Below are 23,478 nucleotides of genomic sequence, written 5' to 3'. Positions count from 1 at the left end.
TAACTTTCTTTTTTTGATAAAAATATTAAATTATCAACATTATGTGGATAACTGCGCCTGTGTAATAAACAATGCAAAAACAGGCTGCGATCAAGTTCAACTCTGGAGAGTTATAGATGAGTATTATTAAAGAATTTAAAGAATTTGCCATCAAAGGCAATATGATGGATTTAGCGATTGGTGTCATCATTGGTGGTGCTTTCGGTAAAATCATTGATTCATTAGTGAAAGATATTGTGATGCCAGTGATTTCATGGATCTTGGGTGGTGATGTGGATTACACCAATTGGTTCCTTATCCTCGGCGACAACCCGAACAATGTGACAACCCTGAAAGCAGCACAGGATGCAGGACTGAATGTATTTGCTTATGGTAGCTTCTTAACTATTCTGATTAACTTCTTGTTATTGGCATGGGTTGTATTCTTGTTGGTGAAAGTGATGAACCGTATCCGCAAACAAGAAGAGGCTGCGCCTGAGCCTGAAGCAACACCTGAAGATGTTCAATTGTTACGTGAAATTCGTGATGAGTTGAAAAAACAAGGTTAATTTGTCTTGAATAAAAAAACGGCATTTGAAATGCCGTTTTTTTATTGCCTATTAAAATAGATTGGCACTGGATAATGCGGTGAAAATCATCATTTCACATAGAAAAATTGCTGCTTTCATTTTAAGATGCTGTGCATATGATCGGGGGATTAACCAACATGAACCAATTATTTGTTTACGGCACGCTGTGCCCAAATCGAGAAAATGCCCATATTTTGGGTGGAATAGGCGGTGACTGGCAGCAGGCTTCGGTGCATGGCACCATTCATATTTTGGATTGGGGGCCAGATCAAGGTTTACCTGCAATGGTTTTGAATGAGGCTGATCCGTTGGTTGAAGGTTATTTGTTTAGCACAGAAAAATTAGAACAGAATTGGCAAATGTTGGATGATTTTGAAGGGATACAATATCAACGTGTAAAGGTTCAGGTTCAGTTGTCTGATGGCAGCACAAGATTGGCATGGACTTATGTGATGAAGCCTCAGGATTAAAAGGTTTATTCTTGGAACAGGCTGTTGAGCTTAAATTAGAATTTAAGCTCAACCCCAGCGATTATCTCAAACCATCCATACGGAATTTGACTTCGACCAGATGGAAGCCAAACTGGCTTTTAATCGGACCATGTAAAATACGCTCTGCTGCGCTAAAGACCAGTTTATCGATCACAGGGACCAACTGACCTTTTTTCACTTCACCGAGTTCACCACCACGTTTTGCTGAATTACAGGTTGAATATTGCTTGGCAACCTTGCTGAAATCCGCACCCGACTGAATCCGTTTTTTTAGCTGCTCAGCCAAGTCTTTGTCTTTAACTAGAATATGTCGAACAATCGCAGTTTGCATGATGTGTTCTCCTTCGTACATTTCATAAGCTTACGCTTTTTTTAACTTCAGTGGCTGGCATTGCGGGCAGAATACACTGGCACGCTGACCTAATTTCATATTTTCCAATGTGGTTTCACAATTCACGCACATTTCACCAGCACGCCCATAGGCCAAAAGCGTCTGCTGAAAATAACCATTTTCACCCATCGCATTGCTATAGTCACGTAAGGTTGAGCCACCTAAGTCAATCGCCTGTTTTAAGATGCGTTTAACTTCAATGACCAATTTTTCCACTTGTGCTTTGCTCAGCGTCGAAGCAGGTTGTGCTGGATGAACCCCGATGTTGAATAAACTTTCAGTCGCATAAATATTGCCGACACCAACCACCACATGGTTATCCATCAAAGCAATTTTAATGCCGACATTCTTTTTACTCAGCTTTTCGTGTAAATAAGCTGCGTTAAAGTCTTCACTGAGTGGTTCAGGACCAAGCGTGTCGATCAATTTACTTTGATTCTGTTGGTCTAACCACAAAATACAGCCAAAGCGACGTGGATCATGGTAGCGAAGTTGCAGATCTTCAAAATCAATCACCAGATGATCATGCTTTCTGAGTGCTTCATTGGGTTCACATAGACGAAAGCTACCAGACATGCCCAGATGCCAGAGCATATGGTCTTGTTCAAATTCAGCTAAAATGTATTTCGAGCGACGTTTAAGTTGAGTCAAACGTTGTCCAACCAGTTTTTCGAGATCGTTTGGAATGGGCCAGCGTAAACTTGCATTCAAGACGTTGACCGCTTGCACACGTTGTTGCAACAACGGCAGCAGGCTGGTTTTGGTGGTTTCAACTTCAGGAAGTTCGGGCATAGAAAGCTCAAGTTGTTTCAACAACGATACAATGAGGGCAAATGTTTCACTTACAATTATGGCGGTATTTAATTTTATTTACCAATGCCAATCAGTAACCAGATTATTGATGATTTTGGCTAAAGTTAATGATGTAAGACAAATATAAAATAATCAGATGCTTACTTTTAAAAATCATCCTTTCGAAATTTTGAGAAATAAGGAATCTTCATGCCTTCACTGAAAATTAACCTTTTATACGGTTGCGTCGCAATGTGTATGGGGGCGGGTAGTAGCGTTGTCTGGGCAGCTGAATCAGATGCGGATCAAGCGGTGCAGCTTCCAACGATCAAAGTTGAAGCAACACGTACAGATACCACTTATATGCAAACGCCTGCATCAATTTTTAGGGTCGATATGCCTCAAAATGATCAATCTGCGCAGGTGAACTTAACCGAAGTGGTGAAAGGGATTCCAAGTGTTCAATTACGCAATCGCGAAAATTACGCGCAAGATTTGCAGCTCTCGATGCGTGGTTTTGGTGCGCGTTCTACCTTTGGTGTGCGCGGGATCCGTTTATATACCGATGGTATTCCAGCAACGATGCCAGATGGTCAAGGTCAAACCTCGAATATTGATTTAAGTAGCCTCAGTCATCTTGAAGTATTAACTGGTCCATTTTCATCACTGTATGGCAACTCATCAGGTGGGGCAATCTTGGCGACGACCAAAGAAGGCCAAGGCAAAGATTCGATTGAGATGAGTTATGCGGGAGGCAGTCATAACAAGAATCGTGCAGGTCTGGTACTACAGGGCGGTGCAAAAAATCAAAATGAACCGAGCTATATCATCAGTTCCTCGTATTTTGATACCGATGGCTATCGAGACCACAGCAGTGCAGAAAAAGTTTTAAATAATGCGAAGCTGACGTGGAATTTGGATGATGGCACTAAAATTAACTGGGTCACCAATTATGTCAAGATTCATGCCGATGATCCTCAAGGCCTAAATCGAACTCAATGGCAGCAAAATCCGCGTCAGGTGAATGATGCGAATAATATATATAACGTTCGTAAAGATATAGAACAAACGCAAACGGGTGTGACTTGGTCTAAACCGATTAATGATCAGCATGAGTTGTATGCGATGGCTTATTTCGGCAATCGTCAGGTGACTCAATATCAATCAATTCCCCAATTCGCGCAAAAAAATCCTAATCACGCTGGTGGGGTGATTGATTTTGAACGCAATTATTATGGTGCTGATTTCCGTTGGACAGGTAAAGAACTGTTGCCGAATACCACTTTTAGTGCAGGGCTTGCGGTTGATAGCATGGATGAAGACCGCAAAGGGTATGAGAACTTTAATCTTGTTAATGGGTCGCCGTCTTATGGGGTAAAAGGCACATTGCGTCGTGATGAAGACAATACCTTGTGGAATGTTGATCCCTATTTACAAGCCTCTTGGCAGTTTTTACCGACTTGGCGTTTAGATACCGGTGTGCGTTATAGCAATGTGCATTATAAATCTAAGGATCGTTATTTAAGCAATGGCAATGATAGTGATAAAACGGATTATAACAAGGTGTTACCATCGGCTGCCTTAAGCTGGCAAATTACACCTGAGTTATTGGCCTATGCCAGTTATGCTAAAGGTTTTGAAACCCCAACGTTTACTGAAATGGCTTATCAAGCTGATCCTAAAAAGTCTGGGTTTAACTTTGATCTAAAACCATCGACTAGTGATAATTATGAACTTGGCTTAAAATCACAAAATCCGCTAGGTGATTTCACCTTGGCTGTTTTCCAAAGTAAAACCAAAGATGATATTGTTTCAGCAGGCACTTCAAATGGACGTGCGACCTTTCGGAATGCTGATAAAACCTTGCGCCAAGGGGTTGAGTTGGCATGGAATAAAAAGCTCTGGAAAGATCTGGAAATCAGTAGCAGTTATGGTTATTTAGATGCCAAGTTTGATACCACAATTCCGGCTGTAGGTACGGTCAAGGCTGTTGAAAAGGGCAATGCAATTCCGGGGATTGCCAAGAACCAAGCTTTTCTTGGCTTGGCGTGGAAACCAGAGCAAGGCTTCTATGCAGGTGTTGATACTCAGTATATGGACAAGGTCTATGTTGATGATATCAATAGTGATGCAGCACCAAGTTACACCATTGCTTCAATCTATACTGGATATGCATGGAAATATGCAGATTGGGGCATAAATGGCTTTGCGCGTGTCGACAACCTGTTTGATAAAAACTATGCGAGTTCTGTGATTGTGAATGATAGCAATAGCCGCTTCTTCGAACCTGCAGATGGGCGCAACTGGAGTGCGGGGATTAAAGTCAGCAAACAATTCTAAGTGAAAAGAGCAGCATTTATTATGCTGCTCTTTGTTTTCTACTTTTTAGTTGCTGCTTTTTTTGCTGCGATTGCTTCTTCAACCTTGGCTAAAGATTCTTTCGCATTGGGATAGTTTGCTTCAGCTAAACGAGAGAAAATATTTTTTGCCTGCTCTAAATCTTGATCGATAATATTGCCGTTGGCGAGCATGTTACCCAAAATCATTAGAGATGGCGCATAGTTTTTCTTGGCAAGATCTTTCAAGCTTTCAACCGCTTGTTGTTGCATGAAAGGGTTTTTATTCTTTACGCCAATGCCAAGATCATATACTGCTTTTAAATTCTTCGCTGGATAATAGTCCTTTCGGAGTAAAGGGAGCAACCTCTGAATGGCAATTTGGTCATATTCAGGTTTTCCTTGTCTGAATAATAAATCAGCAAACTCAACAGTTGCTTCATCTGAGCCTTGAGTCGAGGCCTTATCTAAATACTCTTTATATTTTTGCGGATTATGTGTTAAGCCAAGCGTACTTTTATGGTAGGCCTGCGCTAGGACATAGCTTGCTGGTCCATAGCCTTTATTAGATGCCTCTTGGTAATACTGCAACGCTTTTTTATCATCTTTTACTGTACCTTGGCCAAGTTGAGTCATATAACCAAGATTATAGACAGCTTGCTTATTTCCTGTTGTGGCTAAGCGTTGCATTTCTTGGAAGGCAGCAGGGTAATCCTTTGCTTCATAAAGTTGAGTCGCTTTAGTAAATGCAGGATCAGGTTTAATCGTTGACGTTTTAGGGGCAGCTGCGAATGTTGCATGGCTTGCAATCGTCATTAAACTTGCGATAAGCAATTTTTTCATGTTTATTTTTTCCTTTCATGTTGATCTGCTTTCATCCTTTGCATAGCAGAACTCAATATGCTGTTCCCATCATAAAAGTTTAGTTAAAAATGTAAATAAGGATTTTGTATAAATCTTAGCAAATGGAAGAGACTGAACTGGAACTTTATTTTTATTTAGTTGTTTAAAGTTAATGTCTTAGGTTGAAAAATATGAAAGAAGGCTTGAGATTTTTTGTGGCAGAAAAGTCAACAAGCCTTCATATTTAATCTTTATTTTGGGGGACTGGCTTCTTGTAAAAGTTGCTCAATTTGTTCAGCATTTTGTGGACTACCAGAGAGCCGCATCCCATTTTGCAAAAATAAAGTTGGTGTTCCATCGATTTGTAATTTTTGACCTAGGGCGAGATTCTTCTGAATAGGGGTTTCACACTGTGCTGCATTTTTAGGTGCTTTACGGTGCAGCATATAATCTTCCCAAGCTTCATACGGGTTTTTCGAACACCAAATTTTATTCGCAATCGTTTCTGCTTGAGGATGTAGTCTCTTAAGCGGGAACAAGAACAGATACACGGTGACATTATCAACCGAAGTCATATGTTGCTCAAGCTTTTGGCAATAAGGGCAATCAGGATCGCTAAAGACATAGAGGATACGTTCCCCATTACCTTTTACATATTTAATTGCTTGATCGAGCGGCAGCTGTTTAACATCAATTTTACCAAATTCAGCCAAGCGCTCTTCGGTTAGGTTTTTCTTATTTTTGACATCGAGGAGGTTACCAAAAAATAGGTATTTGGCTGTTTCATCAGTATAAATAATTTTACCTGCGGCATAGACTTCATAAATACCGGGTAAAGGAGAGGGGCTGACGGATTTGACTGGAATATCAGGATAATTCTGTTTGAAGTTTCGTTCCAGTGTTTTGCTATCGGCATGTAGGCTTTGTACGCTGAGAAGGCTCAGACTGAGTGCAGATAACCATGTTTTGATCATTATTTTCATGAGAAATCGGTTGTATTGAGAATAGGTGAACAATAACCTTCATTTCGATTCTCGACAAGAATGATCGTTAAACTTTATTTCAAATAAGGCTGCATTGCCAATTGCAGCAATTCGATTAACTCAGCATCCATATAGTGATAGTCATCGGGAATATCGAGCACGAACACTTGCTTATGCAGGAGCTGTTTGGAAAACTGTTGTTTGATCTGTTGCTTGTGTCGAGACTCCATTACAAAAATTTGTTCAGCCCAAGCAATATCCTTTAAAGAGAGAGTATGTTTGGCGTGACGGCTAGTCCCTGCTGAACGGGTATGTAAGCCATACCCTTGAGCGAAAATACGTTCGGCTGTAGGACTGCGCCATTGATTGCGACTGCAAATGAAAAGAGTGTTCAGTATGTTAAATCCAAGAGTTGAAATGAGCTTCACGTAAATATTTTGCTTTGGAAATTCGAGGATATTCAATTCTTAATTGCTTGGCACGTGCAAGTTTATCTTGTCGTGTATACAGATATTTCCATTGTTTGGGAGGTTTCCAACAGAGAGAATTATGCCTACAGTCTCGACCACGAAATAGAAATTTTTGTTTACGCCGCCACGCTCGATTACGTTGTTGTGCTACATCATCCATATTAAAAAACTCATGAGTTGATCGGGTTCAGCAGCCGCGATAACACATGAGTTTTCAATATAAAATCAAAGCCTGATTTTTACAAGTATTTAGCTTGGTCTTGCTACATCACCATTAAGCGTTTCTGGTAAATCTAAAACGATTACGCCGAGTTCTTCTAAAGCAACGGGTTTGGCAATCACCAGTGCTAAATAGCCTTCTTCAAACGCAATACTATTCACCACTTCAACATCTTTATTGAGTTGAGTTGCAGAGGCAGGAAGATCACCTTTGGCTTGGATTAAATGAAGCCAGTGTTTTGGTTTAGCTTTAAACCAAAGACGTGCCACGATTTCCTGACCAAGGTAACAGCCTTTATCAAAATGCACGCCATCACGTTGATGTAAACGTAATTCTTGAGGTTGGAACAAATGTTCCGTTGTTTGGGTAATCCAAGCCTGTCCAGACTGAATTGCCTGAACTTGCCAAGTATCGATATCTGTCATTGTTGTAGAAAACTCGGTTTGTGTACCGACAACAGTTGGATAAACTGTTCCAACTTCTTCTAACTTCATTTTAGAAAAGGCACCAAACTTTTTAATATGCTTAGAAAATTCTTCTGCCTGATCTTGAGTAGTCACAAGTTCAAAACTTTCTGGATTTAATCTTTTAATCCATAAACCAAAATGAATACGTCCTTTTAAATCACAAATAGCAGTATAGCGACTTTCATTTTCAGGCAAGCGTTCTACATGAACCGTCACTTGACCTTGTAAAAATTTTTGTGCATCGACACCATTTAAACTAAAAGCAGTAAAACCAAGCTGACTCATAGATCAATCCTAAATCTGCGTTCTGAACACTAAAAGATGGATTGTTATTTTGCGCCATTTTTCACAAAAAAGCAGCTTGAGATTCTCGATATTCGTGCTCAAATGAGCGATTGAAGGCATAGCTTTTGTACAATAAATCGCTATGATGAATCGATCCAACAGAATAATAGTGATATTGGAGAATAATAATGACAGGCACAGTTCGATTACATCGCGTATTTAATGCGCCACCTGCACGTGTGTATAACGCATTTCTTGATCCTGATGCATTGGTTAAATGGCTGCCTCCGCATGGATTTACCGCAAAAGTTCATCATTTAGATCCACAACAAGGTGGAACTTATAAAATGTCATTTACCAATTTTTCAACGGGGAGCTCGCATTCCTTTGGTGGAACCTATGTTGAACTGGTGTCCAATGAGCTTCTGCGTTATACCGATCGCTTTGACGATCCGAATTTACCGGGTGACATTCAAGTCACAATTCAATTGAAGCAAGTGCTTGTCGGCACAGAAATACAGATTACACAAGAGGGAATCCCGGATGTGATTCCTGTAGAGGCATGTTATCTGGGGTGGCAAGAATCACTTTATTTATTGAGCTTATTGGTGCAAGCAGACATACCAGATCAATAAGAAAAACAGTTTAAATCTTAAATACAGAGTTTTGATGATCATTACATTGGGGGATGCTATGTCAGAACAAGCGATTGTTGAACGCCGTGAACAACTTGCGCGTATCGCCATGCGGGAAGCTTTGGAAAATCAACAAGCCGAAGATAGTGTGGAATTGTTTATTCAACACCATCTGGAGGAAGTGGAGCCAGCATATTGGAAAAAGCACTTTGCAACTTCAACGCCATCACCTATACAGGTGTTAGAGTTTTTGGTGCTTGCCCATCAGTGGGAAGATGAGGACTTAGACAGTTATGATATGCTGGATTTTACCTTGCCAGACGAAATCACCAACTATGTGATTTGTGTGAGCTTTGACTCCAAAGGGCAGGTCATAGATATTTCAATGGAAAGTTGAACGGATAAGGTGCTGGAGAGTCATGTGCAAATCGAGATCAAACGTATTTATGATCCTGTAGAACCAACCGATGGGCAGCGTGTACTGGTTGACCGTTTGTGGCCAAGAGGAATTTCTAAAGAGCGTGCGCATTTGGATGTTTGGCTCAAGGAAATTGCACCTACTACAGAATTGCGGCAGGCCTTTTGTCATAAGGCTGAGCACTGGCTCAGCTTTCAAGAAGGGTATTATCAAGAGCTTAAAGATAATCCTTATGTGCACCAGCTCCGAGAAATGGCAGAGCAACAGCAGTTGACGCTAATTTATGCAGCAAAAGATCCTGAGCTGAATCATGCTTTGGTACTTAAAAATTATTTACTTGGCAAAGCGATTCAAGCCTAAATTTTGAAAAACTGTGTCTATCCATCATAATAGTCGTTTTGAGTTTCTTTTATGTCTTTTCCACATTGCCCACAATGCCAATCAGAATACACTTACCAAGATGGCGACTTATTGATTTGTCCTGAATGTTCACATGAATGGAAGGAGGGGGAAGCATCTGCTTCAGAATTGCAAGACATTATTAAAGATGCCAACGGTAATGTATTGGCTGATGGTGATAGCGTTACGGTTGTTAAAGATTTAAAAATTAAAGGTTCATCATCTGTCGTTAAAGTGGGAACGAAGGTAAAAAGTATTCGTTTGGTGCCTGATGCAAGCGATGGTCATAACATTGATTGTAAAATTGATGGTGTGGGTGCCATGAAATTAAAATCTGAGTTTGTGAAGAAAGTTTAAATTCTTATTTAGGAGCATGAAAATGCTCCTTTTTCTACCTGATACAAATTACCAAAAGTGAACAAAAAACAATCTTCTTAAACGATGAGAGCTGATCTATATTGGATGAGATAACAATCAGTACTAACTCCAAAAATAGAGGTCCTTATGGCAGGATGGTTCGAAGTAAGTCAAGCGAGTGATGGGCAATATCGTTTTGTATTAAAAGCAGGAAATGGTGAGCCAATTTTAAATAGTGAATTATATAAAACCAAAGCAGCTGCGCAGAATGGAATTGCATCTGTACAAAAAAATAGTCCAGATGATGCACGTTATGAGCGATTAACGTCTAAGAATGATAAACCTTATTTTAATTTAAAAGCTGCTAACCATCAGGTGATTGGTACCAGTCAACTGTATTCAAATGAACAATCGCGTGATAAAGGCATTGAGTCTGTTAAAAATAATGGACCATCAGAAACCATTAAAGATTTAACTGTTTAAATCAGTAATAAAAAAGCCGTTTCAATGAAACGGCTTTTTTACAGATAGAGTTGAGATTAGCGAACAAGTTTTGCTAATAATTCTTCTTTATTAAGGTTAGTCGCTTCAGCATCACGACGGCCTTTATATTCAAAAGTACCTGCATCCAAACCTTTCTCACCGATCACGATACGGTGTGGAATACCCATCAACTCAAGATCAGAGAATTTCACGCCTGGGCGTTCGTTACGATCATCTAATAATACGTCATAGCCTTGTGCTTGTAATTCAGCATAGAGCGCTTCAGCTGCTTCAAGCGTACGTGGTGATTTATGTGCATTCATTGGCACAATTGCAACTTCAAAAGGTGCAATCGCTTGTGGCCAAATAATACCTTTATCATCGAAGTTTTGTTCGATCGCAGCAGCGACAACACGTGTTACACCAATTCCGTAACAACCCATGGTGACGGTAAATGGTTTGCCATCTTCACCTAAGACTTTACAGCCCAAAGCTTCAGAATACTTTGTACCGAGTTGGAAAATATGACCAACTTCAATACCACGTCTAATTTGGATTGTCCCTTTACCATCTGGAGAAGGGTCACCTTCAACTACATTACGTAGGTCAAACACTTCCGTGAATCTCGCATCGCGGTCCCAGTTTACACCCGTTGCATGTTTGTCGACTTCATTTGCACCCGCTACAAAGTCAGACAATACCGATGCAGCACGATCCACAATCACAGTTAAGCCTTTTTCAAGCAGACCTTGAGGACCGCAGAAACCAGCTGTTAGGCCGTGTTGTTGCAATTGTTCTTCAGTTGCAAAAGCTAAAGGTGCAGCAATCAATGGATGCTTTTCAGCTTTAATATCATTGAGTTCATGGTCGCCACGAAGGAACAATGCAACAACTGGTGTATTGCCTTTGTCGTCAGTTGGACCTTGTACCAGCAATGCTTTAACAGACTGTTTGGCATCAGCATTTAAGAACTGGCAAACATCAGCAATGGTTTTTTGATTTGGTGTATCAACTAAGGTTAATGCTTGAGTTGCTGCAGCACGTTCACCAACTAAAAGCGCTTCTGCCATTTCAACGTTTGCGGCAAAGTCAGACTCTGTCGAGAAAGCGATGTCATCTTCACCACTTGATGCAAGTACATGGAATTCATGCGATGCAGAACCACCAATTGAACCTGTATCTGCTTGTACTGGACGGAAGTCCAAACCTAGACGGGTAAAGATACGGCTATAGGTGTCGTACATAACATCATAGGTTTCTTGTAATGATGCTTGGTCAGCATGGAAAGAATAAGCATCTTTCATGATAAATTCACGCGAGCGCATCACACCAAAACGTGGACGAATTTCGTCACGAAATTTGGTTTGAATTTGATAAAAATTCAATGGCAGTTGCTTATAGCTTTTCAGCTCGTTACGGGCTAAGTCGGTAATCACTTCTTCGTGAGTTGGACCCAGTACGAAAGGATTGTCATGACGATCTTTAAAGCGTAATAACTCTGGGCCGTATTGTTCGAAACGACCAGATTCTTCCCAAAGCGCAGCAGGTTGTGTAACCGGCATGAACACTTCCAATGCGCCTGAACGGTTCATTTCTTCGCGAACAATCGCATCCACTTTCTTTAAAACGCGCGTTCCCATGGGCAACCAAGAGTATAAGCCAGAAGCGAGTTTACGAATCATCCCCGCACGTAACATGAGCTGGTGTGAAATCACTTCAGCATCATTTGGGGTTTCTCTTAACGTTGCAAATAAAAAGCGGCTTGCGCGCATGGAAACTGTCCTAAAGTTAAGTGTTATTTAAAAAGTGCTATAAAATGAGCAAAAATAATGTGCTCAGTTTTGAGCAATGGGCATTATGACATGAAACATTCAATTTCGCGCAGTATATAGCACTGGCATATGTTTAAATATTGAAATTGTTTAAAAATTAATATTGAGGGGGAGGGATTTATACAAGATTTTGAGCTTAAGTCGAGCCGAGTGCATTTAAGCGATTGATAATGTCGCTATATTCTACTTCAGTCTTGTGATAGGCATTGCGTAAGCTTTCAACGGTTTTTTTGACGTTTTCAATATTTTGAGCATTATTTTCTAGATTGCTTTTAAGCTGGGCAGGTAGCATTTCACCTTTGCGGTGATATTCCATTTCTTGGCGTTTGAAACCAATCTTATCCTTTTGTAATTGCTGTAACTGTTCTTGCTGATAATTCAGCTGTTTTTTGAGGTTTGCTAAAATTTGATCGCGTTTTGTTGCTGCGATTTGTGGACTGCCATAGGCGCGTTTGAGCCTTAAATCCTGTTCACGACGGCGTGCGAGAGACTCACGTTGGGCTGATTGCTGAACATCGGCAGCGGCATTATAAGCACGATTACGTTTGATCACTTGCATATTACGATCGAGTGCTTCATAACCATGTCGGATGTGTTCTGGCGTGACTGAGGTACTGACATTGGCAACACCATTTTTGTCATAATAACGATACCAAACAGGTTTAACCTGTTCAGTTGCTGCAAAAGTGGAACTGTTGACAAATAGCAATAGAAAAAAACAACAAATGTAACTACGAGTAATCGTTGTAAAGTGACGAATGCGGAAACCGCACTTTAACGAACCAGTCATTACATTCCCCGTAAAAAAGTTAATTAAATCACTTATTTTTAAATAATAATCAGTTGTATATTAGTGCTAATTTAGACATTTAAAAATAGTTATTCAGCAAAAAAATTAGGAATTTAATCAAAAGTGTGAACTGTTTGTGATTGTTAAGCGAAACTGATAGGTTGGTTCAAAAAACTTCATTGATAATGCAAGTAAAGATATGTTAAAAATATCAACTAATCTGTATAAAACAAATTAAACCAACCATAGTTTGTATTGAGTATTGGGGCAGGACAATAAATGGACGATAAATTTCAAAATTTAAAGGTGATGGTAATTGACGATTCAAAAACGATTCGCCGTACAGCTGAGACCTTATTACAACGTGAAGGTTGTGAAGTGATCACTGCGGTTGATGGCTTTGAAGCATTGTCAAAAATTGCAGAAGCCAATCCAGATATCGTTTTTGTAGACATTATGATGCCTCGTTTAGACGGTTATCAAACCTGTGCATTAATCAAAAACTCTCTAAATTATCAAAATATTCCAGTAATTATGTTGTCAAGCAAAGACGGTTTGTTTGATCAAGCGAAAGGGCGTGTTGTGGGGTCGGATGAATATTTAACCAAGCCATTCAGTAAAGATGAATTGTTAAATGCGATTCGCAACCACGTTAGCGCATAAAATTTAAGATTGAGGAAAAAATGGCTCGTATACTTATTGTAGATGATTCACCTACTGAAACATTTCGCTTTAGAGAAATTTTGACGAAGCACGGTTATGACGTTATTGAAGCGACCAATGGTGCTGACGGGGTCACTATGGCTCAAGCAGAATTGCCTGACTTGGTATTGATGGATGTGGTGATGCCAGGGATGAATGGCTTTCAAGCAACACGCCAGATTAGTAAGGGCAAAGACACACAGCATATTCCTGTTGTAATCGTGAGTACCAAAGATCAGGCGACAGACCGTGTATGGGGTAAACGTCAAGGGGCTTGTGATTATTTGACTAAGCCGATTGATGAACAGCAGCTTATTGATGTAATTAAACAATTATTAAGTTAATTTTTTGCTCAAGATGAGCCTTCTCAATACGGGATAGGGTATGGCAGCAAATGGATTTATCGAATTGCTTCGTTTATCCAAGCGAGGCAATAAACAATACACTTCAACTCAAAATGAAGTCAGCCGTTGGTCTGGTATCGCATTTGAGATGTTAGGGCAATATTTTGTTGCGCCTTTAGGGGAAATTTCGGAGGTGATTTATCCTCCGAAATATACACCAGTACCAAATACTCAGGCGTGGGTACGTGGTTTGGCCAATATTCGTGGACGACTACTTTCAGTTTCTGATTTAACACATTTTATTTCAGGGCAACGAAGTCAGTTTTCCCCAACGCAAAAAGTGATTTGTATTAGCCATCAAGACCATTATGTGGGGTTGGTCGTCGATCAGGTTTTGGGGATTCAACACTTTAATAAAAAGAGTTTTTTCTCTCAAAATAATGAGCTGGATAATAAATTGAAAGATTATTGCCAAGGTCACTTCCACCAACATAATCAACAATGGCATGTGTTTTTATTGAGTCGGTTGCTCAGCAATCCACAATACATGAACGCATCAATAAAATTTATAAACTAATTTATACGCTACGGAACATAAACGCGTATTCAGGGGAGAAGCTGATATGGGCTTTAAACTTAAAAAAAAGAACGGCAATGGCGATAGTGCAGGGCTGAAAAAAGGTGGTGCGTTTTTAGATAATATTAAAGCGCAACTTGACCAGTTTTCACGCTTATTCGGTGAAACAGAGAAATCGAAACCGATTATCTATCGTGCTTTAATTGCTTTGGCCCTTGCAGTTATCCTCTTAATTTACTTATTCGTGAGTGTTCCGCGCTCGAACCAGTTGACCCGTAGTTTGGGTGAATTGCGTTTGTTATCGCAAACGATTTCGCGTCAAGCAACTGAAGCAACTGCATCTGGTACGCCAGAAGCGATGAAAAAACTAGTTGAATCAGAGAAGCAGTTTGCTGAAAACCTAGACACTGTTGAGAGTGTGTACGGTAAAGGCTCTGATGAGTACAAGAAGGTGAGTGGTCTTTGGGATACTGTTGCCAAGAATATTGACCTGATTGCATCGCAACAAAAAGTTATTAACCAGCTTTACGATACCAACATCTCGATCAGTGAAACCATTCCTGAGATTCAGGCGGAATATAACTTGATGGTCGATCAGATGGTACGTGAAAACATGCCAAGTAGTCAGGTAATTATCACCAAAAACCAAGTGTTCATTGCAGAACGTATTTTACGTTCAATCAACTCGGTATTGGTCGGTACGGACAACTCAAACGTGTCGGCGAATGACTTTGGTGCCGATATTGATACCTTTGGCGTGTATTTAAATGCACAGTTAAATGGTAGCTCAGAGCTTGGTGTAGACCGCATCAGTTCAGCAGCATTGCGCGAATCTGTAGACAGCATTAAATCTGATTATGATGCCGTATTGAAATCTGCGGCAGCAACGGTATTGCAAAACGCCAACCAGATTGTTCGTGTACGTCAGGCATCTTCACAAATTTTCTCTCAGTCCGATGCACTTTTAACTTCGCTCAATGATTTATCAAATAAAGCCGAAGGCGGTTGGGATAATGTAGTTGCAGGTATTGTACTGATTGGCGCTTTGGGTTTACTTGTATTCTCAGCATTACAATTACTTGCATTACGTAGTAATACTGATAAAGAACGTGTAACGCGTCTACAAGACGAATATGACCGTAACCAAAACGCGATTTTACGTTTACTGGATGAGATCGCCGACTTAGCGGATGGTGACTTACGCTCTTACGCAACAGTATCGGAAGACTTTACGGGGGCGATTGCCGACTCGATTAACTTCGCGATTGACCAGTTACGTGACCTTGTATCTCGAATTACCGATACCTCGCAAGAAGTTGCACGTTATACCCAAGATACGCAGAGCATTACCAACCAGTTAGCAGAAGCTTCTGAACATCAGGCGCAAGAAATTGCAGGTGCATCAGCGGCGATGAACGAAATGGCATTGTCAATTGACCAAGTATCTGCCAACGCTTCTGAATCTGCTGATGTAGCACAACGCTCGGTACAAATTGCAACCAATGGTGCGCAAGTGGTAAACCGTTCGATCGAAGGTATGGATCATATTCGTGAACAGATTCAAGAGACTTCAAAACGTATTAAACGTTTGGGTGAATCTTCTCAAGAGATTGGTAACATTGTCTCGTTGATTAACGATATTGCCGACCAAACCAACATCTTGGCATTAAACGCAGCGATCCAAGCATCGATGGCGGGTGAAGCTGGTCGTGGTTTCGCGGTCGTAGCCGATGAAGTACAGCGTCTTGCAGAACGTTCTGCATCAGCAACCAAGCAGATTGAAAGCTTAGTAAAAACCATTCAAACCGATACCAACGAAGCCGTAATTTCGATGGAACAAACCACGTCGGAAGTTGTACGTGGTGCGAACTTGGCAAAAGATGCGGGGATTGCACTGGATGAGATTCAAACGGTATCGGGCGACTTGGCAAAACTGATTGCGAGCATTTCGGATGCAGCAAAACTTCAGTCTGCATCTGCCAGCCATATTGCAACTACGATGAATGTCGTACAGGAAATTACTTCACAAACAACAACTGCAACGTTTGATACAGCGCGCTCAGTTTCTGAGTTGGCAAACATGGCTGAATCATTACGTGAATCGGTAACTGACTTTAAGTTACCTGAGTAAACCGAATTGGAAAGGCAGATGGGGGTGTCTGTCTTTCCATTTTTAGAGATGTTGGATATCTCAACAAGGTGATGGCGAAATGTAACTACATCTTGTGTGATAGATAGACGTAATTTTTACCCACGTTGGTGGATAAAAACGAAAGAAGCAGCTATGAAACAAATATTAAAAACGTTAGTTGAAACGATGACGCTTCCTGAAGACAGTTATCTTGAACAAGATGCAGAGATTCTTGAAATTTTTATTGAAGAATTAGATGAGATCTTTGTTGAGTTAGAACCATTATTAGTTCAATGGACGGAACAACCACATCAGCAAGATGTGCTCACCGATATTCGTCGCCATTTCCATACGCTGAAAGGCTCTGGAAGAATGGTGGGGGCGAAGTCGTCTGGAGAGTTGGCATGGACGGTTGAAGATACTTTAAATCGTGTGATTGCGGGTACCATTAGCTTAAATACCGATATCCAACGCTATATACAAGCAGTTTTCAATCTTTACCGTTTTAAACTGATTCATGATTTTAAAGCAGTTCAAAGTCATCTGATCGACTTCAGACCGCTGGTTTTATTAGGACAACAATTACAACAACAGCAAAGTCCTGAGCCAGCATTGGCTGAGTTGTTTAAGCTTGCTACTGATCTGACGCATGATGATGTCGTGACGGGGCTTGAATGGGCAGATGTCGAAGCAGTTGAAGAAACAGTTCCTGAAACTATCGCAGTCGAATTTCTTTCAGCTGAGACAACAGTTCATACCGATGATGAGGTTCTTGCGAAGGAAACTTTGGCCATCTTCTTGGAAGAAGCAGAAGAGCATCTCGCCACGATTGATCAATTCTTGGTGAATGATCGTCCAAGTAATGATCACTATAATACGCTGATTCGAGCATTACATACCTTACGTGGTAGCTCTGCCATGGCGCAGGTTGATCATGTGTTTGAGGCCAGCTCAAAAGTTGAGAATTTGTTTAAAACATTATTACAAGAAGAGCTGGATTCAAGCTCAGATGAAACGGCTCTGTTGACACATTATGCTCAATTTGTACGTGATTATTTACACACTTTGAAACAGCAAGCTCCACAGCAGAAATTTGATGAAATTTACCAGACCTTCAATGTTGCTTGGGATAGCTACGATTTCCAACTTGAAGAAAAGAATGGGAACACCGTTCGACCACAAGGTTTAGTCTCTGAGTTACTTGAACTCAATATTAATGATCTCTTAGACGTTGAGTTTGATTTTGAAAAACGTGCACGTCATGAGTTCCCGAAATATATTCAGTTACTCAGCCAGCAAGCTGAAACCTTGTTACAGCATACTCATCACCATGCAACCATTGGCATGTATCAATACACCAGTCAGTTGCGTTCTAGCTATCAAGATATTCTCTTTAAACCAAGTCTGCTGAATCTTGATTATGCATTTGAGCTTTATCACCAAGTCCATCAACAGTTTATCCAACTGTTTGATACTTTGGCTGCAGGACAGCGTGTTACCTTAAGCAAAGCGCATGAGCTTGTTTTAAATGAATTAAGTTCCTTCACTCAGCAAAATGTTGAGTCTCTGGAAACACCTGTTGTTGAGGTGACTGAGGCCGTTGAAGAGACAAATACAGTCGAACTCCAAGAGGCAACTACGCCTGTTATTGCGAGCACTGATCTAGCCGCGCAATTTGCTTTAGATAAGCAGCAGTTACAGTCAGATGAAGCGAATCGAGATTTTGATTCTGACGTATTGGATATCTTCCTTGAAGAAGCCGACGAATTACTGGGTGGGATTGATACTGACCTGAATACATGGGCTGCGGATCATCAAAACGTCAATGCCTTAAAGAATCTGATGCGCTATTTGCACACCTTAAAGGGTGGTTCAAATATGATTCAAGCGCGTCATATTGGCTTAATTGCGCATGAATTAGAAACCATCTACGAGAAGTTGATCAACCAACAGATTCAAGCAACGCCACAGTTGATTACTGCGATTCGTTCAGTGCAAGATGATATTGCTGATCGTATTCAAACCATTCGTGATCAGCAGATAGATTATCCATCGACACACACTTTGATTGTATTGGCCGATTTGTCGAAAACAGCTGCTGTGGCAGATCCAGTTGAAACTGAATCGGTACCAACAACACTACAAGATCCATCAGCAATCATTGAAGATATTGCTGAGTCATCAGATGCAATTATGACGGTTGCGCCAGTCAAAACTGAGTCTGTGTCAGCAACCATTGATGTCACCGCATTCGCTGCTCAGTTGGCTCTGGATAAGCAACAGTTACAATCAAGTGATGCAAACCGCGACTTTGATCCTGACTTGTTGGATATCTTCCTTGAAGAAGCAGATGAGTTGATGGGGGGGATTGATGCTGATCTAATTACGTGGACTGCCGATCACCAAAATATTAATGCTTTAAAGAACTTGATGCGTTATTTGCACACCTTAAAAGGTGGTTCAAATATGATTCAAGCACGTCATATTGGTTTGATTGCGCATGAGTTGGAAACGATTTATGAAAAACTGATTAACCAACAGATTCAGGCAACACCACAACTGATTGCGATCATTCGTTTAGTCCAAGATGATGTTGCAGATCGTATTCAAACCATTCGCGATCAGCAAACAGATTATCCGTCGACGCATGTGGTGCAGTTACTGCAACAAGCAGATCAAACAGTTGCTCCTGCAACGATTGAACCAGTTGTTGAGGCTAATACGTCTGTAGATGAAGTCAAAGAAACTGAGCGTGTTGATACTCAGGCAGACGTACTTGAACTTGTCGAAGCTGAAATTGACGTGCAGCCAATAGCACTTGAAGAGCAAGTTGGCATTGTTGAAGTCGAAGAAGAAGTGTTGGAAGATACTTCAGCAGCTCAAACCGTTGAGACAGAGAACGTGTCGGCTGATGACGATGTCCGTTCTCTGGTTGAACAAACGTTCCTTGAAGAAGCAGAAGAATTAATAGAGCAGGCACAAGGCTTATTAAAACAATGGTTTGATCAACGCAGTAACCGTAGTTTACTGTTGCAGTTACAGCGTAATGCCCACAGTCTTAAAGGTGGTGCACGTATGGCAGAAATGGATGCGATTGCCATTATTGCCTACCACTTAGAAAATGCATTTGAGCAATTTGGTTTACATCATTTCAACTCGAATGTGTATGACAACCTACTCAACACTGCATTTGCATGGCTTGAGGATGCGATCTCTAAACGCCAATATGCAAACTTTGATGGCTTAAAACAAAGCTTGGAGAAGATGGAATTTGTCGATGTTTCGGCACAACTTCCACAGAAACTCTCTGCCAAAGACATCTTTACGCCTGAATATACGATGGAGTTTGTTCAAGGGGATGGCACTGAGCCGCCGTCAATGCTAGGTGAATGGGAAACCGCTGAACGCATTGAACAGAATAATGAAATGATCCGTGTTTCTGCTGACGTCATCGAGAAGATGATTGATTTGTCAGGGGAGAATGCGATCAACCGTTCACGTATCGAGATGGACTTAGGTCAATTGGGCGGTACCTTGACGGAAATGGAACTGGCAATCAAACGTTTGGCGGATCAGTTACGCCGAATGGAAGGTGAGTTAGAAAGTCAGATTATTGCACGACATGGTGGTGAAAACTCGCGTTATGCCGACTTTGACCCACTGGAAATGGACCAATACTCTTCGCTGAACCAATTGTCTAAATCCTTGGCCGAGTCAGCATCGGATTTGGTTGATTTCAAAACTACGCTGTCTGAAAAGATTCGTGATACTGAAGGCTTGCTGTTACAACAGTCTCGTATCCAAGCAGAAATCCAAGAAAGCTTGATGCGTACTCGCTTGGTACCATTCTCTCGTTTATTGCCGCGTTTGCAACGTATTGTGCGTCAAACAGCATCGACCTTAAACCGTCCAACAGAACTAGTGGTGAATAATACCGAAGGTGAATTAGACCGCAGTATTCTTGAGCGTTTGGTTGCGCCGTTTGAACATATGTTACGTAACGCGATTGACCACGGGATTGAAGACCGCGAACAACGTCTACAGGCACAAAAGCCAGAGACTGGACATATTGTGTTGAACATTGGTCGTCAAGGCACGGATGTAGTGGTGACCTTTAGTGATGATGGTAAAGGGATTGATGTTAACCGCATTAAAGAAAAAGCATTACAGACTGGTTTAATGACCAAAGACCAAAAGCTTGATCAGGAAGAAATTCTACAATTTATCTTCCATCCAGGCTTTAGTACCGCAGCTCAAGTCACTCAAATTTCTGGACGTGGTGTAGGTCTGGATGTTGTACAAAGTGATATTAAAGCCTTAGGTGGTCACGTCAGTGTCGATTCAAGCTTAGGCCAGGGCACCACCTTTACCATTCGCGTACCAACTACCGTAGCGGTGAGCGATGCCTTGATGGTAAAAGCAGGCGATCAACAGTTCGCGTTCCCATTGGCACAGATCGATCGTATTGTACGTATCTCACCAATGGCCTTAGAACAGTACTTTGAAAGTCAGGATGATTACTTCAGCATTGACCAAGAACGTTATCGTTTACGTTACTTGTCTGAGTTCGTTGCTGGACAGCCAATTCCGCGTTTAAGTGGGGTAGTGCATTCCTTACCTGTGCTGTTAATTAAAGGTGCGCAAGGTCAAACCACGGCATTACTGGTTGATCAGTTGATTGGCTCGCGTGGACAAATTGTGGTCAAACCAGTGGGACAACAGTTCTCAAGTATTGGCGTGATTGCAGGAGCGACCATTCTCGGTGATGGTCAGGTTTGTTTGATCTTGGATGGTCAAAACATTGCTCGACAAGCGCAATCAACTGCACGTAGTAAGCAGGCAGATGAGACCTATACCAAGCAGCGTTATGACGAACGTCGCTTGATTATGATTGTCGATGACTCGGTGACAGTACGTAAGGTGACTTCACGTCTATTAGAGCGTCAAGGCTATGATGTTGTAACCGCGAAAGATGGTGTCGATGCAATTGAACAGCTTGAGACAGTGAAGCCTGACTTGATGTTACTGGATATTGAAATGCCTCGTATGGATGGTTTCGAAGTGTCTAACTTAGTCCGACATCATGAAATTCATCGTGACTTACCAATTATCATGATTACATCACGTACCGGTGAGAAGCATCGTGAACGTGCATTATCATTGGGTGTAAACCAGTATATGGGTAAACCATTCCAAGAAGAGGCGCTCTTGGAAAATATTGAAAGCTTACTTGCGGTGCGCTAAGAGGTGAAAAATAATGGCTAAGAAAAGCGCAAACTCAGCACTGGGACAGATTGACCAGCAAGAGTTACAACATTTAATTACGGTCTCAACCGGATTTATTGATGCATATATTATTCAATGTCATCAAAAAGTACCGATGCTGTTACCACAAAATATTGTGTTATCAGCAATGGATACCCAAACCAATGTTGATCATATCGAATGGCATGATTTAAAACTTCCAGTCTATGCTGTGAATGATCCGAAGCAGAAACAAGGCGTTGCATTGGTGATTGAAGGGGATGACGTTTCTGAACGATTTGCTTTGGTCTGCGATGAAATGCCTGAATCGATTCGTGTGCGTATTTCAGAGATTGTGGATGAAGAGCGCGAAACCGATGACGACAAAGTCTTTAAATATGTAAAAATGGGAGAGCATGAATTCTATGTTCCTCATTTGCAAAATATACAAACCCAGCTTGGGTTGTAATAAAAAAGGAACTCATTTGAGTTCCTTTTTTATTGATCTGTTTTTATTTTTTTAGGCAAGCAACTCGATTAAAATCTGTTCATAGATTTCAGCCAATGGTTCAAGCTCAGCCACATTGACATGCTCATTAATCTGGTGAATGGTTGCATTCAACACACCGAGTTCAAGTACTTGTGCACCTGTAGGGGCAATAAAGCGACCATCTGAAGTACCGCCACTGGTTGAAAGCACGGTATCGACACCTGTGACATTTTTAATCGCGGTTTTTGCAGCATTGACTAACTCACCGACTGGGGTAAGGAAAGGCAAGCCTGATAAAGTCCATTGAATGTCGTAATTGAGCTTATGTTGATCTAAAGTCTCAAGCACACGCTGTTTCAGGATATCGGCCGTGACTTCAGTCGAGTAACGGAAGTTAAAGGTCACTTTTAATGTGCCTGGAATCACATTGGTTGCGCCAGTACCTGCTTGGATATTTGAAATCTGGAATGAGGTTGCAGGAAAGTATTCATTGCCGTTGTCCCAAACTGTTTCGCACAATTCATTGATGGCTTTAGAAGCAGAATGAATTGGATTCTCAGCGAGATGTGGATAGGCAACATGACCTTGCTTGCCATGAACAGTCAGTACAGCATTTAGAGAGCCACGACGGCCATTCTTGACGATATCGCCCAGTTGATTTGTGCTTGATGGTTCGCCAACTAAGCACCACGTCATTTTTTCATTACGCGCTTCTAATGTTTCAACGACTTTAACTGTACCGTTAATTGATGGACCTTCTTCGTCTGAAGTAATCAGGAAGGCAATAGAACCTTTATGATTTGGATGTTTTGCAACAAAACGTTCAGAAGCAACCACCATCGCAGCCAATGCGGTCTTCATGTCCGCAGAACCACGCCCATATAACTTACCATCACGAATACTTGGTAAAAATGGATCTGAATTCCATGCGTCTAAATGACCTGTGGGTACAACATCGGTATGTCCTGCAAAACAGAATACTGGATTTTCAGTACCGCGGCGTGCCCATAAATTATCAACATCTTCAAAACGCATGTTTTCGATATTAAAGCCAATCTTCGATAAGCGTTCAGCCATGATATTTTGGCAATCATGGTCAACAGGTGTGACAGAAGGTTGGCGAAGGAGTTGTAAACTAAGTTCAAGCGTATCGGAATGGTTCATGCGAGATGTAGCTAAATCTGGTGAAATGTGAACCGATATAATAGGGGAATATGCAGCAGAAAGGT

Annotated in this window: 24 protein-coding genes; 14 read left to right on the top strand and 10 right to left on the bottom strand. The window is 41.2% G+C overall.

Translation table 11 applies throughout. From position 1 onward, the window contains the following. Nucleotides 1–116 precede the first annotated feature (116 nt). Entirely contained in the window at nucleotides 117–548 is a 432-nt protein-coding gene (mscL, locus tag F902_RS19365) for a large conductance mechanosensitive channel protein MscL (RefSeq protein ID WP_004652374.1), read from the top strand. Nucleotides 549–706: 158 nt separating this feature from the next. After that, nucleotides 707–1,039: a gamma-glutamylcyclotransferase family protein gene (locus tag F902_RS19360; RefSeq protein ID WP_005206086.1), complete on the top strand. Its 333-nt coding sequence runs from the start codon at nucleotides 707–709 to the stop codon at nucleotides 1,037–1,039. Nucleotides 1,040–1,100: 61 nt separating this feature from the next. Here F902_RS19360 and F902_RS19355 read toward each other — a convergent pair whose 3' ends face one another. Together F902_RS19355 and mutM are read right to left on the bottom strand one after the other, a co-directional pair. Beyond that, nucleotides 1,101–1,391 carry a peptidylprolyl isomerase gene (locus F902_RS19355; protein ID WP_004802898.1) on the bottom strand — a complete coding sequence of 97 codons (291 nt, stop codon included), beginning with the start codon at nucleotides 1,389–1,391 and terminating at the stop codon, nucleotides 1,101–1,103. A gap of 30 nt (nucleotides 1,392–1,421) precedes the next feature. Further along, a complete protein-coding gene (mutM, locus tag F902_RS19350; protein ID WP_005206084.1) occupies nucleotides 1,422–2,243 on the bottom strand; it encodes a bifunctional DNA-formamidopyrimidine glycosylase/DNA-(apurinic or apyrimidinic site) lyase in 822 nt (273 codons plus the stop codon). A gap of 210 nt (nucleotides 2,244–2,453) precedes the next feature. Here mutM and F902_RS19345 point away from each other — a divergent pair, with 210 nt between their 5' ends. Next, nucleotides 2,454–4,583, top strand: a complete 2,130-nt coding sequence (locus tag F902_RS19345; RefSeq protein WP_005206082.1) for a TonB-dependent receptor family protein — start codon at nucleotides 2,454–2,456, stop codon at nucleotides 4,581–4,583. Between the two features lie 38 nt (nucleotides 4,584–4,621). On the opposite strand, the gene F902_RS19340 is transcribed toward F902_RS19345, so the two are convergent. The 5 genes from F902_RS19340 to ygfZ all read right to left on the bottom strand — a co-directional run bounded on the left by F902_RS19340 (nucleotide 4,622) and on the right by ygfZ (nucleotide 7,847). Beyond that, nucleotides 4,622–5,422, bottom strand: a complete 801-nt coding sequence (locus F902_RS19340; RefSeq protein WP_005206079.1) for a tetratricopeptide repeat protein — start codon at nucleotides 5,420–5,422, stop codon at nucleotides 4,622–4,624. Nucleotides 5,423–5,673: 251 nt separating this feature from the next. Continuing rightward, nucleotides 5,674–6,396 (bottom strand): DsbC family protein, encoded by a 723-nt coding sequence (locus F902_RS19335; RefSeq protein WP_017402217.1) that lies wholly within the window; start codon nucleotides 6,394–6,396, stop codon nucleotides 5,674–5,676. Between the two features lie 83 nt (nucleotides 6,397–6,479). Beyond that, nucleotides 6,480–6,833 carry a low molecular weight protein tyrosine phosphatase family protein gene (locus F902_RS19330; protein WP_005206077.1) on the bottom strand — a complete coding sequence of 118 codons (354 nt, stop codon included), beginning with the start codon at nucleotides 6,831–6,833 and terminating at the stop codon, nucleotides 6,480–6,482. Continuing rightward, the gene (locus F902_RS19325) at nucleotides 6,805–7,035 is read right to left on the bottom strand and encodes a hypothetical protein (RefSeq protein WP_005206076.1); all 231 of its coding nucleotides are present in this window, start codon (nucleotides 7,033–7,035) and stop codon (nucleotides 6,805–6,807) included. The genes F902_RS19330 and F902_RS19325 overlap by 29 nt, the downstream gene beginning before the upstream one ends. A gap of 89 nt (nucleotides 7,036–7,124) precedes the next feature. Further along, nucleotides 7,125–7,847 (bottom strand): CAF17-like 4Fe-4S cluster assembly/insertion protein YgfZ, encoded by a 723-nt coding sequence (gene ygfZ, locus F902_RS19320; RefSeq protein WP_005206074.1) that lies wholly within the window; start codon nucleotides 7,845–7,847, stop codon nucleotides 7,125–7,127. A gap of 182 nt (nucleotides 7,848–8,029) precedes the next feature. Here ygfZ and F902_RS19315 point away from each other — a divergent pair, with 182 nt between their 5' ends. The 5 genes from F902_RS19315 (at nucleotide 8,030) to F902_RS19295 (ending at nucleotide 10,139) form a co-directional block, all read left to right on the top strand. Then, nucleotides 8,030–8,482, top strand: a complete 453-nt coding sequence (locus tag F902_RS19315) for an SRPBCC family protein (protein WP_171061110.1) — start codon at nucleotides 8,030–8,032, stop codon at nucleotides 8,480–8,482. Nucleotides 8,483–8,516: 34 nt separating this feature from the next. Next, a complete protein-coding gene (locus F902_RS19310; RefSeq protein WP_005206072.1) occupies nucleotides 8,517–8,879 on the top strand; it encodes a DUF2004 domain-containing protein in 363 nt (120 codons plus the stop codon). 24 nt (nucleotides 8,880–8,903) lie between these two features. Further along, entirely contained in the window at nucleotides 8,904–9,260 is a 357-nt protein-coding gene (locus F902_RS19305) for a DUF488 domain-containing protein (protein ID WP_005206071.1), read from the top strand. 51 nt (nucleotides 9,261–9,311) lie between these two features. Further along, nucleotides 9,312–9,656 carry a zinc ribbon domain-containing protein YjdM gene (locus F902_RS19300; protein WP_004802922.1) on the top strand — a complete coding sequence of 115 codons (345 nt, stop codon included), beginning with the start codon at nucleotides 9,312–9,314 and terminating at the stop codon, nucleotides 9,654–9,656. A gap of 147 nt (nucleotides 9,657–9,803) precedes the next feature. Further along, the gene (locus tag F902_RS19295; RefSeq protein WP_005192866.1) at nucleotides 9,804–10,139 is read left to right on the top strand and encodes a YegP family protein; all 336 of its coding nucleotides are present in this window, start codon (nucleotides 9,804–9,806) and stop codon (nucleotides 10,137–10,139) included. 56 nt (nucleotides 10,140–10,195) lie between these two features. On the opposite strand, the gene F902_RS19290 is transcribed toward F902_RS19295, so the two are convergent. Both F902_RS19290 and F902_RS19285 read right to left on the bottom strand, forming a co-directional pair. Continuing rightward, nucleotides 10,196–11,911: a proline--tRNA ligase gene (locus F902_RS19290; RefSeq protein WP_005206069.1), complete on the bottom strand. Its 1,716-nt coding sequence runs from the start codon at nucleotides 11,909–11,911 to the stop codon at nucleotides 10,196–10,198. 196 nt (nucleotides 11,912–12,107) lie between these two features. Then, the gene (locus F902_RS19285; protein ID WP_005206068.1) at nucleotides 12,108–12,761 is read right to left on the bottom strand and encodes a hypothetical protein; all 654 of its coding nucleotides are present in this window, start codon (nucleotides 12,759–12,761) and stop codon (nucleotides 12,108–12,110) included. A gap of 279 nt (nucleotides 12,762–13,040) precedes the next feature. Between F902_RS19285 and pilG the strand changes: the two genes are divergently transcribed. The 6 genes from pilG to F902_RS19255 all read left to right on the top strand — a co-directional run bounded on the left by pilG (nucleotide 13,041) and on the right by F902_RS19255 (nucleotide 22,228). Beyond that, the gene (gene pilG, locus F902_RS19280; RefSeq protein ID WP_004802929.1) at nucleotides 13,041–13,424 is read left to right on the top strand and encodes a twitching motility response regulator PilG; all 384 of its coding nucleotides are present in this window, start codon (nucleotides 13,041–13,043) and stop codon (nucleotides 13,422–13,424) included. Between the two features lie 20 nt (nucleotides 13,425–13,444). Beyond that, complete coding sequence (locus F902_RS19275; protein WP_004652355.1) at nucleotides 13,445–13,807, top strand: response regulator; 363 nt, start codon at nucleotides 13,445–13,447, stop codon at nucleotides 13,805–13,807. A gap of 40 nt (nucleotides 13,808–13,847) precedes the next feature. Then, complete coding sequence (locus tag F902_RS19270) at nucleotides 13,848–14,384, top strand: chemotaxis protein CheW (protein ID WP_005206065.1); 537 nt, start codon at nucleotides 13,848–13,850, stop codon at nucleotides 14,382–14,384. Nucleotides 14,385–14,430: 46 nt separating this feature from the next. After that, nucleotides 14,431–16,515, top strand: a complete 2,085-nt coding sequence (locus tag F902_RS19265; RefSeq protein WP_005206063.1) for a methyl-accepting chemotaxis protein — start codon at nucleotides 14,431–14,433, stop codon at nucleotides 16,513–16,515. 153 nt (nucleotides 16,516–16,668) lie between these two features. Further along, complete coding sequence (locus tag F902_RS19260; protein ID WP_005206061.1) at nucleotides 16,669–21,759, top strand: Hpt domain-containing protein; 5,091 nt, start codon at nucleotides 16,669–16,671, stop codon at nucleotides 21,757–21,759. A 13-nt stretch (nucleotides 21,760–21,772) separates the two neighbouring features. Then, nucleotides 21,773–22,228, top strand: coding sequence for a hypothetical protein (locus tag F902_RS19255; RefSeq protein ID WP_005206060.1), 456 nt, complete (start codon nucleotides 21,773–21,775; stop codon nucleotides 22,226–22,228). 51 nt (nucleotides 22,229–22,279) lie between these two features. On the opposite strand, the gene dapE is transcribed toward F902_RS19255, so the two are convergent. Next, entirely contained in the window at nucleotides 22,280–23,413 is a 1,134-nt protein-coding gene (gene dapE, locus F902_RS19250) for a succinyl-diaminopimelate desuccinylase (RefSeq protein WP_005206058.1), read from the bottom strand. Between the last annotated feature and the right edge of the window lie 65 nt (nucleotides 23,414–23,478).

Origin of the sequence: Acinetobacter higginsii (genome assembly GCF_000369525.1) — a bacterium.
Classification (GTDB): Bacteria; Pseudomonadota; Gammaproteobacteria; order Pseudomonadales; family Moraxellaceae; genus Acinetobacter; species Acinetobacter higginsii.
This window is presented reverse-complemented; position numbering and strand designations above follow the sequence as displayed.

What these genes read in the sequence shown, in the direction of transcription:
- mscL (WP_004652374.1), top strand. Translation starts at nt 117, where the DNA reads ATGAGTATTATTAAAGAATTTAAAGAATTTGCCATCAAAGGCAATATG.
- F902_RS19360 (WP_005206086.1), top strand. Translation starts at nt 707, where the DNA reads ATGAACCAATTATTTGTTTACGGCACGCTGTGCCCAAATCGAGAAAAT.
- F902_RS19355 (WP_004802898.1), bottom strand. Translation starts at nt 1,391, where the DNA reads ATGCAAACTGCGATTGTTCGACATATTCTAGTTAAAGACAAAGACTTG.
- mutM (WP_005206084.1), bottom strand. Translation starts at nt 2,243, where the DNA reads ATGCCCGAACTTCCTGAAGTTGAAACCACCAAAACCAGCCTGCTGCCG.
- F902_RS19345 (WP_005206082.1), top strand. Translation starts at nt 2,454, where the DNA reads ATGCCTTCACTGAAAATTAACCTTTTATACGGTTGCGTCGCAATGTGT.
- F902_RS19340 (WP_005206079.1), bottom strand. Translation starts at nt 5,422, where the DNA reads ATGAAAAAATTGCTTATCGCAAGTTTAATGACGATTGCAAGCCATGCA.
- F902_RS19335 (WP_017402217.1), bottom strand. Translation starts at nt 6,396, where the DNA reads ATGATCAAAACATGGTTATCTGCACTCAGTCTGAGCCTTCTCAGCGTA.
- F902_RS19325 (WP_005206076.1), bottom strand. Translation starts at nt 7,035, where the DNA reads ATGGATGATGTAGCACAACAACGTAATCGAGCGTGGCGGCGTAAACAA.
- ygfZ (WP_005206074.1), bottom strand. Translation starts at nt 7,847, where the DNA reads ATGAGTCAGCTTGGTTTTACTGCTTTTAGTTTAAATGGTGTCGATGCA.
- F902_RS19310 (WP_005206072.1), top strand. Translation starts at nt 8,517, where the DNA reads ATGATCATTACATTGGGGGATGCTATGTCAGAACAAGCGATTGTTGAA.
- F902_RS19300 (WP_004802922.1), top strand. Translation starts at nt 9,312, where the DNA reads ATGTCTTTTCCACATTGCCCACAATGCCAATCAGAATACACTTACCAA.
- F902_RS19295 (WP_005192866.1), top strand. Translation starts at nt 9,804, where the DNA reads ATGGCAGGATGGTTCGAAGTAAGTCAAGCGAGTGATGGGCAATATCGT.
- F902_RS19290 (WP_005206069.1), bottom strand. Translation starts at nt 11,911, where the DNA reads ATGCGCGCAAGCCGCTTTTTATTTGCAACGTTAAGAGAAACCCCAAAT.
- F902_RS19285 (WP_005206068.1), bottom strand. Translation starts at nt 12,761, where the DNA reads ATGACTGGTTCGTTAAAGTGCGGTTTCCGCATTCGTCACTTTACAACG.
- pilG (WP_004802929.1), top strand. Translation starts at nt 13,041, where the DNA reads ATGGACGATAAATTTCAAAATTTAAAGGTGATGGTAATTGACGATTCA.
- F902_RS19275 (WP_004652355.1), top strand. Translation starts at nt 13,445, where the DNA reads ATGGCTCGTATACTTATTGTAGATGATTCACCTACTGAAACATTTCGC.
- F902_RS19270 (WP_005206065.1), top strand. Translation starts at nt 13,848, where the DNA reads ATGGCAGCAAATGGATTTATCGAATTGCTTCGTTTATCCAAGCGAGGC.
- F902_RS19265 (WP_005206063.1), top strand. Translation starts at nt 14,431, where the DNA reads ATGGGCTTTAAACTTAAAAAAAAGAACGGCAATGGCGATAGTGCAGGG.
- F902_RS19260 (WP_005206061.1), top strand. Translation starts at nt 16,669, where the DNA reads ATGAAACAAATATTAAAAACGTTAGTTGAAACGATGACGCTTCCTGAA.
- F902_RS19255 (WP_005206060.1), top strand. Translation starts at nt 21,773, where the DNA reads ATGGCTAAGAAAAGCGCAAACTCAGCACTGGGACAGATTGACCAGCAA.
- dapE (WP_005206058.1), bottom strand. Translation starts at nt 23,413, where the DNA reads ATGAACCATTCCGATACGCTTGAACTTAGTTTACAACTCCTTCGCCAA.